We start from the raw sequence: 11,995 nt of genomic DNA on the forward strand, positions 1-11,995 counted from the left end.
TTATTGGCCTCGCCAGATGTTGTCGAAGGCCGCCTTCTCGATGGCGCGCCGTTGCCGCACGGCGGTCAGTTCCGTCACCGCGTCATCGACGGCGGCCAGCACCGTCGCCGCCGCCTCGCCTGTCGTGTCCGCGAGCCCTCCGGCCGGCGTATCGCGGATCCCGATGGCCGTGGCGAGCGCGGCGAGCACCGGTTCCCCGGCGGTCCAGCGGTCGGTCGCCTGCCGCCGCTCAGGTGAATCGACCAGCACGGCTTCGCCGGTCCAGACAGGCAGCCAGCGGCGGCGCTGCCGCGCGAACCGCCCCTCCTCCTCGAATGCGGAGAGATACGCCGAGGACAGACCACGCCCTCTGCGCCACAACCAGTCCTCGACCGACTCGTACGGCGCCTGCCGGGTGAGCGACGACGCGGCGTCGGCCAGCAGGCGATCGTCCGTCACCGGCGGGTCGCTCGGCACGATGTGCTCTCCGTCCAGAGTGAGGGCTCGGACGTCCATGAGGTCGATCAGCTCGGCTCCCGCGAGCGCGAGCGACAGGTCGCCCGGTTCGGCGGGGCGGCCCGGGGCCGCGTCCAGGGCGACGATCAACAGGTCTCGTGCGGTCGTCATGCATGGCTCCAGGTCAGAGGCATCAAGGGCGATACGTCGCCGATCGGACGCTCCCCAGCCCGACAGTAGCGCGGCTTCGTCAGCCACGGTCCGTCGAAGCCGGAACCGCGTCCGCCGGCGCGGACCGCCGCACGGGGGCGGAGACCCCGTCTCGTACGACCGCCGCATGGCGCGGGAAGCCGACGCGGAGGACGCCCGCGGCGACGGCTGCCGCGAGGACCACGATCGCGGCCAGGGTGAGGGCCTGGTGGTAGCCGTGGTGGAGCAACGGGGCGACGGCCAGCGGCCCGAGGATCTGGCCGACGGAGTACCCGGTGGTCAGCAGCGCCACGGAGCGGGGGAACCGCAGATGCGCGCCCGCGGCCAGGGCGAGCGTACTGACGCCGATGAAGGTCACGCCGAAGAGGACCGCTGAGATCAGGGCCGCCGCCACTCCGCCGATCAGGGCGGGCAGGGCGATGCCGACCGCCTGGATGACGAGCGCGGCGAGCAGCAGGTCGGGACGGGACCAGCGGTGCCCCAGCCGGGCCCACAGCGCGGAGGACGGCACGGCGGCCAGGCCGACCAGCACCCAGGCGCCGCTGCCGGCCCAGCCCGGTGAGCTCTGCCCGATCGCGGCGACGAGGAAGGTTCCGGCGACGATGTAGCCGATGCCCTCCAGGGTGTAGCTGACGAACAGGGCGCTGAACCAGCGGTGCGTGCGCGTCCGCGGCCGGGCTTCCGCCATGGTGGCGGCGGGTACGGGGGTCTGTTCGGGACGCAGGTTCCATGAGCCGGCGGCGAGGACCGCGCAGAGCGCGGCCAAGGCCCACCAGGCGGCCCTCCAGTCGGCGAAGGCGCGCAGGACGAGGACCAGCAGCCCGGACAGGGCGATGCCGGCACCTACGCCGCCGAAGGCCCAGCCGGGCAGGTGGGCGGGGTGCTCCCGCAGATGGCTGAGGAGGGAACTCACCGCGATGACGAAGATCAGGGCGCTGGCGATGCCGGCCGCCAGCCGCAGGACGATCCAGGCGGCGGTGCTGTGCGTGGCGGGCATGAAGGCCAGGGTGGCGGTCAGCGCGACCAGGGAACCGCGCAGGACGAGGGGTGAACGGACCAGCGCGGGGGCCACGATGCCGGTGAGGGCGCCGACGAGGTAACCGACGTAGTTGGCGGTGGCCAGGTTGGCGCCCGCGCCGGCCGACAGCCCCGCCTGGGTGTGCATCAGGGGAAGGACCGGGGTGTAGACGAACCGGCCGACTCCCATGCCCGCCGCGAGCGCCGCGGCGGCCTGGGCGACGTGGGCCCAAGGTGAGCCGAGGGGGGTGCGTGTTCCGGCGCGTGGGGTTCCTGTTCCTGCGGTTCCGGCGGTCCCGGCGGTTCCGGCGGTCCCGGCGGTCCCGGCGGTCCCGGCGATTCCTGCGGAGCAGGGGCGCCGACTGCGCGCACTCATGGCGAAGTCCTCGTCGGGTGGTTCGGGTTCGGATGCCTGGCGGCGGTCGCGCGCTCACCGCCGCGACGGTCGGGCCGGTGGCGTGAGGAGGGGCGGCGGGCCCGGGTCAGGCGGTGCCGCCGGTCCGGCCCGGGTCGTTGGGGTGCGGTTCGAGCGCGGTGACGGTGAGGGTCATCCACGGGCGCAGCGGCAGCGTGCCGAGCACCTTCTCGTGGAGCTCCTCCTCGTCGGCGGCCCGCCAGATGCCGAGGCTGCGCAGCTCACCGACCGGGCGCCACAGCCGTACGAGGTTGCCGCCGGCGGCCAGTTCCCCGGCGCGGACGGCTTCGGCGGCCCGACGCCGGTCGACTTCCTCTTGGCCGGTGCCCTCGGGAACGGTGGTGGTGATCTCGACCAGGAACTCGCGCATGATCTTTCTCCAAGGGGGTGGGCGCCCCGTGCCGACCGGAACGCCGGCGCGTTGCCATGAGGCCATGGTGGGCCTGCCACCAGGTCGAACGCCACGACCGGCTGCCTTAGTGCTGGGAGGCTCGGCCTCTCAGCGACGTAGCATGGCGGGCGTGGAACTGCGCCAACTGCGGTACTTCCTCGCGGTCGCCGAGGAGCTGAACTTCGGCCGGGCCGCCGAGCGGCTGCTGATCGCCGGCCCTTCCCTGTCACAGCAGATCAAGGCGCTCGAACGAGACCTCGGTGTGCGGCTGTTCGACCGGGACCGACGCTCCGTGTCCCTCACTCCGGCCGGCGCGGCCCTGCTCCCGCACACCCGCGCCCTGGTGGAGCGGGCCGACGACCTCAAGCGCCGCGCCGGGCTTCTGTCCGGATCGCAGCCGGTACGGCTCGGTTATGTCAACTGGCTGCCCCCGGACCTGGCCGCCCGTACCGCCGCGGTGGCCCACCTGCACATCGACGCCTGGGTCGCGCCCTCCCACACCCAGGCCGCCCGGGTCGCGGACGGCAGTCTCGACATCGCGGTGTGCTGGATACGGGCCGAGGATCTGAAACGGCTGGGTCTGCGGGCGCGACTCATCGGTGCCGACCGGCTGTACGCCGTTTCCGCCGGCGCCGACAGCAGTGACGTACGGGTCCAGGACACGAACGTTCTCCTCGACGACGACACCACGTCCTGGGCGTCCTGGAACGTCTATGCCCAGCAGTTGTCCCAGGACACCGGCGCCCGCGCGGTCCGTATCTCCGACGGCGGCATCACCGGCCCCGCCTTCTTCGACCACGTCCGCCGCTGCCGGCGCCCGGTGGTCAACTCCCCCAAGGGCCAGACCACTCCGCTGCCGCCCGACCTGGTCCGGCGCCCCCTGATCGCACCGAAGGTGTACTGGACGTGGTCGGTGGTCTGGCGCGGCAACAAGGAGCGCGCCGGAGTCCAGGCCGTTGTGGACGCCCTGACGGACGGCGTCGGCGACCTAGGCATCCACGCACCCGACGCCTGGCTGCCCGGGGGCGACCTGTACAAGCGGTAGACGCGGCGCAGCCGACGCGTGTACGCCCTCGAGGCGGGCGGCCCGAGCAGCCACATTCCCGAGGCGTACGGCGGGCCGGACACCCGGCAGGCCAGCCGGATCCCTCCCACGTCGACCGAGCGGTGATCAACCATGTCCGGAGGGTAGGGCCCGAGCGCCGCCCGGGCACCGGCGTTCACGGGCAGCCGAACCGGCAGGCCGCGCCACCCCGCCCCCAGCGGATGCACCCCCGCTGAGGGGCGCCGATCCTGGGGGGAGGGAGAGACCGCGAGGAGGGCACGATGTCCGTGATGGACAAGCTCAAGCAGATACTGAAGGGCCACGGGGAACGACCGGGCGAAGGCCACGACAAGGCCGGCCGGTCCGAACACGAGAAGGCTCAGGACAGGCCTGCCGGGCAGGTCGACAAGGGGCCGGACGCGCTCAGGGAGCAAATGCGGTCCCAGCAGGAGCGGGACAACCCGCCCCAGCCGTAGGTCTTGTCGTCGGACTCCCGCCTGCCCAGCGGGCGGACGACGGGAGTTCGACAACGGGACCTGGCGCCCGGGCGGCGGGCTGACATCGCTTCACGACTTCCCGCCCCCCTCGGTGCGCGCCCGCAGCCACGCTCTAACGTGAGCCGCGTGACTGCCTTTACCGATGAAGACATCCCTGGCCGCTACGGCCCCTCGGCGACCACCGAGGCCGACCCCCACAAGGTGGGCCGGGTACGGACCGAGTACTCCCCCGCGCACGACGGCGACCCCGACCCCGGGGAGATCGTCTGGACGTGGGTGCCGTTCGAGGAGAACGACGGGCGCGGCAAGGACCGTCCGGTGCTCGTGGTCGCCCGGGAGGCGACCGGCACGCTGCTCGCCGTGCAACTGTCCAGCAAGCGCCACGACGGGGACCGGGAGTGGGTGCCGATCGGCAGCGGCCCGTGGGATCGGTCGGGGCGTGACTCGTGGGTGGACGTGGACCGCGTGCTGCGGCTGCACGAGGACGGCATGCGCCGCGAGGCGTGCGCGCTGGACCGGATGCGGTTCAACCTCGTCGTGCACCGGCTGCGGGAGCGATACGGCTGGCACTGAGTGCCGAGGTCAGGGGGCGCACACCTGCGCGAAAACGTCTTCGAACGCGGCCCGTGTGGTCGCCCTCGGCGTGCGGTCGAGGACGGCGAAGACGACCTCCTCGAAGTGCCCCTCGAACCGCCCCTTGACCAGCAGTTCCTGGAACGCCCCGGCCACCTGCGCCGGGTCGTTCCGGAACACCCCGCAGCCCCAGGCGCCCAGCACCAGCCGCCGGTAGCCGCAGGCGACCGCCGTCTCCAGGACGCGTTCGGCTCGGGTCACCAGGGCGTGCGGGAGGTCGGGCGCGCGCTCCGGCGTCCTTCCCAGCACCACGCCCGCGTTCGGCGCCGCGGCGGTCAGGAAGCCGGCCTCGTACGGCGCGTCCAGCAGGCGTCCCCGGTCGTCGCGGAACACGGGCACGGCGGGTGAATGGATGACACGGTCCGTGTAGAACGGGTCGCGGTGCGCCCGGTGGTGATCGTAGAACTCCCTGACCTCACGGACGCACGCGTAGAGCGCGGAGGCCCGGCACAGGGCCTCTTCCTGCGCCTGCGCGCCGTTCAGGAAGCCGCCGCCCGGGTTGCGCGCGGAGGCGAAGTTCAGCACGGCCACCGGGTCACCCGATCGGCCTACGAGGCGCCGGGCCGCTTCCAGGCTGGACTCGCCGGTGACCTCGAAGGCCGTGGTGACGGGGTCGACATGCGGTGTCTCGACCGGGTCCGGTCCGAACATGCGGGTTCCGGCGCGGGCGGCCTCGACCGCCGCGGCGATGGTCACCGTACGTCCGTCGGACGTGCGGTAGGCACCCGCCGCGACGATCTCCTCCGTCTGCTGCGCGATCCCGCGCAGGCGCGCGCTCACGGCGCCACCCCCGTGGGCGCCGTGAAGCCCTCGCGCGCGGTCGCTCCCGGCGTACCGCCGATCTCCCCCGTCGTGCTCATGAACGCATGGTGAGCGATGCTGGTCGTACGCCGCAACAGAGTTTCCCCACCCCGGAAACAACCGCCCTGGACCTGCTGAGCAGCGGGCAAGCCGTACGGAAGGGAAGAGGATATGCACCCTTGTGCGAATCGGCGCGAGGGTCTTGGGTGGGACGAGCGTTGTCGGCCCGGCCGTTCCGGAACCGGGTCGGCGGCATGGTGGAATCTCAGGAGGATCCCGACATGTCCGATTCGGTGAGTGACTGTACGGAGCCCCGCTCCGCCGTCACCGAGGCCGAGGTGGAGGCGCTGGTCCGCGGCATCTGTTTCAAGACCGGACCGCCCCGCACGCTCGGTGTCGAAGTGGAATGGCTCGTCCACGAGCTGCGCGCCCCGCGGCTCCCGGTACCACCGGAACGTCTCGAAGCGGCCTACGCCGCACTGCGGACCCTGCCCCTGCGTTCGGCTCTCACCGTCGAACCCGGTGGCCAGTTGGAGCTGAGCTCCGCGCCGGCCGCCTCCCTGATGGAGTGCATAGGGTCCGTCTCCGCCGACCTCGACGCGGTCCGCACCCTGCTGCGCGAGGCGGGCCTCGGCATCGGCGGCTACGGTCACGATCCCTGGAACCCCCCGCGCCGCTACCTTCACGAGCCGCGCTACGACGCCATGGAGTGCTACCTCGACCGCACCGGTCCCGAGGGGCGGGCCATGATGTGCTCCTCCGCCTCCGTCCAGGTCTGCCTGGACGCCGGGTACGAGGAACCGGGCCCCCTGGGGTACGGGCGGCGCTGGTGGCTGGCGCACCAGCTCGGCGCGGTGCTGGTCGCCGCGTTCGCGCACTCGCCGCTGTCCCGCGGCCGGCCCACGGGCTGGCGCTCGACACGGCAGTCGCTGTGGGCCGCCATGGACCCGGGGCGCAGCAGCGCTCCGCGCCTCAACGGCGACCCGCGCGCTGCCTGGGCCCGACACGTGATGGATGCGCCGGTGATGTGCGTCCGGGCCGAGACCGGCCCCTGGCGGGTGCCGGACGGCATGAGTTTCCGGGCCTGGACCCGTTCCGCCGACCCGCCGGACCACGCCGACCTGGCCTATCACCTCACGACCCTGTTCCCTCCGGTCCGGCCCCGCGGCCATCTCGAACTCCGCATGATCGACGCCCAGCCGGGCGACGACGGGTGGATCGTGCCGCTCGCCGTGACGACCGCCCTCTTCGACGACCCCGAGGCCGCCGAGACCGCCTACCGGGCTGTCAAGCCCCTCGCGGAACGGGCCACCGCACGGCCGGCTCCGTGCAATCCGCTGTGGGTCGCCGCCGCCCGCGACGGCCTGGCCGACCCCGAGCTGCACGAGGTCGCCGTCGCCTGTTTCGCGGCCGCGGCCGAGGCGCTGCCCCGGCTCGGCGCCACCGCCGAAGTGCAGGGTGCCGTCGCGGAGTTCACCGACCGCTATGTGGCCCGGGGCCGCTGCCCCGCCGACGATCTGCTGCTCCGGTTCCACGGGAAGGACACCCGTTCCGGCGGGGAGGACGCCCGGTTCCACGGGAAGGACATGCGCATATGACCGACACCCGGTCACCGATCGACCCCGAGACCCTCAGGGAGCGCGCGTTGGACGCGCTGACCACGGCCCGCGACCGGACCGCGCTCCTGACCACCTGCGTGGACGAGCGCGACCTCATGGCCCAGCACTCCCCGCTGATGTCGCCCCTGGTCTGGGACCTGGCGCACATAGGCAACCAGGAAGAGCTGTGGCTGCTGCGCACGGTCGCCGGCCGCGAGGCCATACGCCCCGAGATCGACGGGATCTACGACGCCTTCGAGCACCCGCGCGCCGAGCGGCCCTCGCTGCCGCTGCTGCCGCCCGACGAAGCCCGGCGCTACGCCGCCGAGGTGCGCGGCCGGGCCCTGGACGTGCTGGAGAGCACGCCGTTCGAGGGCCGGCGCCTGACGGAGGCGGGCTTCGCCTTCGGCATGATCGCCCAGCACGAGCAGCAGCACGACGAGACCATGCTGATCACCCATCAGCTGCGCACGGGGCCTCAGGCGCTGACCGCGCCCGATCCCGAGCCCGCGCCGCCGTACACCGGCCCGACCGAAGTCCTGGTCCCCGGCGGTCCGTTCACCATGGGCACCTCCACCGAACCGTGGTCGCTGGACAATGAACGGCCCGCTCACCAGCGACTGGTCCCCGCCTTCCACATCGACGCCCTCCCGGTGACGAGCGCCGCCTACCAGGCCTTCATCGAGGACGGGGGCTACAGCGACGAGCGCTGGTGGACCCCCCAGGGGTGGGCCCACATCCGCACGCACGGCATCGAGGCACCGCTGTTCTGGCACCGCGAGGGCGGGCAGTGGCTGCGCAGGCGCTTCGGCGTCACCGAGGTCGTACCGCCCGACGAGCCCGTCCTGCACGTGTGCTGGTACGAGGCGGACGCGTACGCGCGCTGGGCGGGGCGCCGGCTGCCCACCGAGACCGAGTGGGAGAAGGCCGCCCGCCACGACCCGGTCACGGGCCGCTCCCGGCGCTACCCGTGGGGCGACGCGGACCCGACGCCCGAGCACGCCAATCTCGGGCAACGGCATCTGCGTCCCGCGCCGGTCGGCAGCTACCCGGCGGGCGCGTCCCCGCTCGGCGTACGGCAGTTGATCGGCGACGTGTGGGAGTGGACGGCGAGCGACTTCCTGCCCTACCCGGGGTTCACCGCGTTCCCGTACAAGGAGTACTCGGAGGTGTTCTTCGGGCCGGAGTACAAGGTGCTGCGCGGCGGTTCGTTCGCCGTGGACCCGGTGGCCTGCCGAGGCACGTTCCGCAACTGGGACTATCCGATCCGGCGGCAGATCTTCTCCGGCTTCCGCACGGCCAGGGACGCCTGATGTGCCGTCACCTCGCCTTCCTGGGCCCCGAGGAGCCGCTCGGCGGGGTCCTCGTGGAACCCCCGCACAGCCTGTACCGGCAGTCATGGGCACCACGCAAGCAGCGCCACGGGACCGTCAACGCCGACGGTTTCGGCGTCGGCTGGTACGCGGAGGGGGACCCGGTGCCCGCGCGGTACCGGCGGGCCGGTCCCATCTGGGGCGACCAGTCCTTCGCCGACCTGGCGCGGGTCGTGCGCTCGGGGGCGTTCCTCGCCGCGGTGCGGGACGCGACCGAGGGCAGTGCCGCCGGGGAGGCCGCGGCGGCACCCTTCGCCGCGGGCCGATGGCTGTTCAGCCACAACGGGGCCGTGGCCGGATGGCCCCGTTCGGTCGCCGACCTCGCCGGGTCCCTGCCGCCGGCCGAGTTGCTGTCGCTGGAGGCGCGATGCGACTCGGCGTTCGTCTGGGCGCTCGTGCTCGACCGGCTGCGCGCCGGTGACGACGGAGGACAGGCACTGGCCGACACCGTGGCGGCCGTCGCCGCGGCGGCCCCCGCATCCCGGCTCAACCTGCTGCTCACCAACGGCGAGACGATCACCGCGACCGCGTGGGGCGACACGCTCTGGTACCTCGCCGAGCCGGGCCGCCTCCCCCAGGGTCTCGACTCCGCTCGACCAGGGGGGATCCCCATCGTCGTGGCCTCCGAACCGTACGACGACGACCCGCGCTGGCAGGAAGTGCCCGACCGCACGCTGCTCGCGGCCACCCGCACCGATGTCCAGCTGACCCCGCTCAAGGACCCCCGCGACGAGATGGCGTCCGCACCACCCGAGGAGCCCAGCACGTGAGCCCGTTCCATGTCACCCGCACCCTTCCCGAGGACGCCACGGACGCGGCCCTGCGCGCCGACGTGCTGCGCGGCCTCACCCGGAGCCCCAAGACGCTGCCGCCGAAATGGTTCTACGACGCGCACGGCAGCGACCTGTTCGAGAAGATCACCGAACTGCCGGAGTACTACCCCACGCGCGCCGAGCGGGAGATCCTGATCGCCCGCTCCGGGGACATCGCGTCCGCCACCGGCGCACGGACGCTCGTCGAGCTGGGTTCCGGTTCCTCCGAGAAGACCCGGTACCTGCTGGACGCGCTGACGGACCTGCACACGTATGTACCCGTCGACGTCAGCGAGAGCGCTCTGACCCAGGCGGGGCACGCACTGATCGCCGAGCGACCGGGGCTGGACGTGCACGCGCTGATCGCCGATTTCACCGACGACGGTCTGGTGCTTCCCGATACGCCCGGTCCGCGGCTCGTGGCGTTCCTGGGCGGCACGATCGGCAATCTGCTGCCCGCCGAGCGGGCGTCGTTCCTCACGTCCGTACGGTCCCTGCTGGCGCCCGGCGACGCGTTGCTGCTCGGCACCGACCTGGTCAAGGACGAGTCGGTGCTGGTGGCGGCGTATGACGACGCCGCCGGGGTGACGGCCGAGTTCAACAAGAACGTGCTGGCCGTGGTCAACCGTGAGCTGGGCGCCGACTTCGACCTCGGCGCGTTCGCCCATGTGGCCCTGTGGGACGCCGAGAACGAGTGGATCGAGATGCGGCTGCGGGCGCGTACGGCGCAGACCGTGAAGATCCCCGTGCTCGACCTGGCGGTCGACTTCGCGGACGGCGAGGAGCTGCGCACCGAGGTGTCGGCGAAGTTCCGCGAGGAGGGCGTACGTCATGAACTGGCCGACGCCGGGCTGGAGTTGGCGCACTGGTGGACGGACGCGGAGGGGAGGTTCGCGCTGTCGTTGAGCGTGGCGCGCTGAGGACAGCATCCGGCCACCCGACGGCGAGTGTGCGCGAAGGGTGGCCGGATGTCTCGCGGTCCGCCGCACCATGCGGCACGGTGGAGTGACGTGTGACACACCCGCCACACGGAGAGGAGCACCCCCATGACCGACCACACCTACCGGGTCACCGAGATCGTCGGCAGCTCGCCCGAGGGCATCGACCAGGCCGTCCGCAATGGCATCGCCCGCGCGAACCAGACCCTGCGCAACCTGGACTGGTTCGAGGTCACGCAGGTCAGGGGCCGTATCGAGAACGGGCAGATCGAGCACTACCAGGTCGGCCTGAAGGTGGGCTTCCGTCTGGAGGAGGGCGAGTAGAGCAGAGCTCTCAGGTCCTGCCCTCCCGCTCCTGCGCGTCCTTCAGCGCGGCGGAGGGGGACGCCCAGCGGGCGCGTACGACGGTGAAGCCCGCCCGTTCGGCGTCCTGGCAGACCAGCTCGTCGTCGTCGACGAGAACGCGTATCTCGCGGCCGCGGCCCAGCTCACGGAGGATCTCCAGCTTGGTGACGCGAGCGGGCCTGCGGTCGCCGTTGGTCCGCATGTACAGGCGCCCCTCGGGCAGCCCGTGGGCCGCCAGCCAGTCGAGGGTGTCGCGCCGGCAGCGCACGGGCCGCCCGGTCAGATAGACGACCTCGCACTCCTCGGCGGTCTTCAGCAGGAGCGCTGTGCCTTCGGCCAGCGGCGGGTCCTGCGGCGCGGCCGCGAAGAACGCGTCCCAGTCGCGCGGTTCCCTTTCCAGGAAACGCTGCCGGTGGGCGGTGTCGGCGAGGGTGTTGTCGAGATCGAATACGGCGACCGGTCTGCTGCTGTCCTTCGTCACGGGCCCACTGTAGGGAGTCATGGGCGCACTGCAGGAAGTCACGGGCCTCCGTAGGGAGACGCGCCGGGGACACGCGCTCTTGCAGGGGGAGAGGGGGCGCGGCGGCCTCAGCCGCCCGGCCGTGCGGGCGCCGGCGGCCACGCGTCCGGGGCGAGGACGCCCTCCACGTACGCGCGCGCCACCAGCGCCGCCTTGCCGGTCACGCCCCAGCGGCGGGACAGCTGCTTGAAGTGGTAGTTCACGCCGTCCACGGTCAGCCCGACAGCCGAGGCGATCTGTCCCGTCGTGGAACCGGCAGCCGCCAGGGCGAGAACCCGGGCCTCGATCTCGTCCGCCTTGACCGTCTCGGCGGCCTGCGCGCTCTCCGGGGCGGGGCGCTCCTGGTCGATGCGGAGCATGAGCAGCAGATTGGGCGCTTCCGTGGACGTCTCGCTCACCAGGTCGACGGTCATCTCGCCGTGGCGCTCGACGCCGCTCGCGGTGGTCCAGCCGACCGCGACGGTGTAGCGCGACCTGCGGTGCAGCCGTATCGCCTCGGTGACGGAGCGGAGCTGGTTCCTGGTCTCCGGGTGGAAAAGGTCGAGAATGCTGCGTCCGCGCAAGGGTCCGGCGAGCATGCCCCACTCCCCCGCCATGGCGGCGTTCACCCGCAGGATCGTGCCGTCGGTCGTGCAGTACGCCGTGGGCAGCGGAATCCGGTCGAACAGGCCCAGGGCCCGGTTGCGCCAGAAGACCGCGGCGCTGCTGTCCGGCACCGGGGACATGGTGGGCTGCAGGGGCACCCGCTGCCGCCGGGGGTCCACGCTCCCTCTCCTCCTCCCGTACCGCCTTCCCTCACCGCGCCCCGTATCCGCCGCGGCCGTCGGGACGCAAGCCCGCGGACATGGGCGCTCACTACACATTCAAGTAGTCCGGACCGGACCGGTGCCACCCGTCCGGCGGAAAGGTGGAAACGGCCGCCCGCCTCGGCGGCCGCCTCAGCCGTCCTGACCTCAGAGGGAGTC

At 72.6% G+C, this 11,995-nt stretch carries 14 protein-coding genes; 8 read left to right on the top strand and 6 right to left on the bottom strand.

Going from position 1 to position 11,995, the window contains the following annotated elements; genetic code table 11:
- From Q2K21_RS19355 to Q2K21_RS19365, 3 genes are all read right to left on the bottom strand, one after another.
- Complete coding sequence (locus Q2K21_RS19355) at positions 1–606, bottom strand: GOLPH3/VPS74 family protein (protein ID WP_310772602.1); 606 nt, start codon at positions 604–606, stop codon at positions 1–3.
- Positions 607–685: 79 nt separating this feature from the next.
- A complete protein-coding gene (locus Q2K21_RS19360; protein ID WP_310781093.1) occupies positions 686–1,852 on the bottom strand; it encodes a YbfB/YjiJ family MFS transporter in 1,167 nt (388 codons plus the stop codon).
- 292 nt (positions 1,853–2,144) lie between these two features.
- The gene (locus Q2K21_RS19365; RefSeq protein ID WP_310772606.1) at positions 2,145–2,447 is read right to left on the bottom strand and encodes a muconolactone Delta-isomerase family protein; all 303 of its coding nucleotides are present in this window, start codon (positions 2,445–2,447) and stop codon (positions 2,145–2,147) included.
- Positions 2,448–2,589: 142 nt separating this feature from the next.
- Between Q2K21_RS19365 and Q2K21_RS19370 the strand changes: the two genes are divergently transcribed.
- The 3 genes from Q2K21_RS19370 (at position 2,590) to Q2K21_RS19380 (ending at position 4,583) form a co-directional block, all read left to right on the top strand.
- The gene (locus tag Q2K21_RS19370; protein ID WP_310772608.1) at positions 2,590–3,513 is read left to right on the top strand and encodes a LysR family transcriptional regulator; all 924 of its coding nucleotides are present in this window, start codon (positions 2,590–2,592) and stop codon (positions 3,511–3,513) included.
- A gap of 281 nt (positions 3,514–3,794) precedes the next feature.
- Positions 3,795–3,989, top strand: coding sequence for an antitoxin (locus Q2K21_RS19375; RefSeq protein WP_310772610.1), 195 nt, complete (start codon positions 3,795–3,797; stop codon positions 3,987–3,989).
- Positions 3,990–4,136: 147 nt separating this feature from the next.
- Complete coding sequence (locus Q2K21_RS19380; RefSeq protein WP_310772612.1) at positions 4,137–4,583, top strand: type II toxin-antitoxin system PemK/MazF family toxin; 447 nt, start codon at positions 4,137–4,139, stop codon at positions 4,581–4,583.
- Between the two features lie 9 nt (positions 4,584–4,592).
- On the opposite strand, the gene Q2K21_RS19385 is transcribed toward Q2K21_RS19380, so the two are convergent.
- Positions 4,593–5,423: a TIGR02452 family protein gene (locus Q2K21_RS19385; protein WP_310772614.1), complete on the bottom strand. Its 831-nt coding sequence runs from the start codon at positions 5,421–5,423 to the stop codon at positions 4,593–4,595.
- Positions 5,424–5,725: 302 nt separating this feature from the next.
- Here Q2K21_RS19385 and egtA point away from each other — a divergent pair, with 302 nt between their 5' ends.
- The 5 genes from egtA to Q2K21_RS19410 all read left to right on the top strand — a co-directional run bounded on the left by egtA (position 5,726) and on the right by Q2K21_RS19410 (position 10,489).
- The gene (gene egtA / locus Q2K21_RS19390; RefSeq protein ID WP_310772616.1) at positions 5,726–7,042 is read left to right on the top strand and encodes an ergothioneine biosynthesis glutamate--cysteine ligase EgtA; all 1,317 of its coding nucleotides are present in this window, start codon (positions 5,726–5,728) and stop codon (positions 7,040–7,042) included.
- Positions 7,039–8,355, top strand: coding sequence for an ergothioneine biosynthesis protein EgtB (gene egtB, locus Q2K21_RS19395; protein WP_310772618.1), 1,317 nt, complete (start codon positions 7,039–7,041; stop codon positions 8,353–8,355). The genes egtA and egtB overlap by 4 nt, the downstream gene beginning before the upstream one ends.
- Positions 8,355–9,185: an ergothioneine biosynthesis protein EgtC gene (egtC, locus tag Q2K21_RS19400; protein WP_310772620.1), complete on the top strand. Its 831-nt coding sequence runs from the start codon at positions 8,355–8,357 to the stop codon at positions 9,183–9,185. Before egtB ends, egtC begins: the two co-directional genes overlap by 1 nt.
- Entirely contained in the window at positions 9,182–10,147 is a 966-nt protein-coding gene (gene egtD / locus Q2K21_RS19405; RefSeq protein ID WP_310772622.1) for an L-histidine N(alpha)-methyltransferase, read from the top strand. Before egtC ends, egtD begins: the two co-directional genes overlap by 4 nt.
- Positions 10,148–10,273: 126 nt before the next feature.
- Positions 10,274–10,489: a dodecin gene (locus tag Q2K21_RS19410; protein ID WP_310772624.1), complete on the top strand. Its 216-nt coding sequence runs from the start codon at positions 10,274–10,276 to the stop codon at positions 10,487–10,489.
- 10 nt (positions 10,490–10,499) lie between these two features.
- Here the strand turns inward: Q2K21_RS19410 and Q2K21_RS19415 are convergent, their stop codons facing one another.
- Together Q2K21_RS19415 and Q2K21_RS19420 are read right to left on the bottom strand one after the other, a co-directional pair.
- Positions 10,500–10,991, bottom strand: coding sequence for a phosphatase domain-containing protein (locus tag Q2K21_RS19415; RefSeq protein ID WP_310772626.1), 492 nt, complete (start codon positions 10,989–10,991; stop codon positions 10,500–10,502).
- A 107-nt stretch (positions 10,992–11,098) separates the two neighbouring features.
- Positions 11,099–11,794: a helix-turn-helix transcriptional regulator gene (locus Q2K21_RS19420; RefSeq protein ID WP_310772628.1), complete on the bottom strand. Its 696-nt coding sequence runs from the start codon at positions 11,792–11,794 to the stop codon at positions 11,099–11,101.
- Between the last annotated feature and the right edge of the window lie 201 nt (positions 11,795–11,995).

Origin of the sequence: Streptomyces sp. CGMCC 4.7035, from assembly GCF_031583065.1 — a bacterium.
Taxonomy (GTDB): domain Bacteria; phylum Actinomycetota; class Actinomycetes; order Streptomycetales; family Streptomycetaceae; genus Streptomyces; species Streptomyces yaanensis.

What these genes read in the sequence shown, in the direction of transcription:
- egtB (WP_310772618.1), top strand. Translation starts at nt 7,039, where the DNA reads ATGACCGACACCCGGTCACCGATCGACCCCGAGACCCTCAGGGAGCGC.
- Q2K21_RS19365 (WP_310772606.1), bottom strand. Translation starts at nt 2,447, where the DNA reads ATGCGCGAGTTCCTGGTCGAGATCACCACCACCGTTCCCGAGGGCACC.
- Q2K21_RS19370 (WP_310772608.1), top strand. Translation starts at nt 2,590, where the DNA reads ATGGCGGGCGTGGAACTGCGCCAACTGCGGTACTTCCTCGCGGTCGCC.
- Q2K21_RS19410 (WP_310772624.1), top strand. Translation starts at nt 10,274, where the DNA reads ATGACCGACCACACCTACCGGGTCACCGAGATCGTCGGCAGCTCGCCC.
- Q2K21_RS19375 (WP_310772610.1), top strand. Translation starts at nt 3,795, where the DNA reads ATGTCCGTGATGGACAAGCTCAAGCAGATACTGAAGGGCCACGGGGAA.
- Q2K21_RS19360 (WP_310781093.1), bottom strand. Translation starts at nt 1,852, where the DNA reads ATGGGAGTCGGCCGGTTCGTCTACACCCCGGTCCTTCCCCTGATGCAC.
- egtC (WP_310772620.1), top strand. Translation starts at nt 8,355, where the DNA reads ATGTGCCGTCACCTCGCCTTCCTGGGCCCCGAGGAGCCGCTCGGCGGG.
- egtA (WP_310772616.1), top strand. Translation starts at nt 5,726, where the DNA reads ATGTCCGATTCGGTGAGTGACTGTACGGAGCCCCGCTCCGCCGTCACC.
- Q2K21_RS19355 (WP_310772602.1), bottom strand. Translation starts at nt 606, where the DNA reads ATGACGACCGCACGAGACCTGTTGATCGTCGCCCTGGACGCGGCCCCG.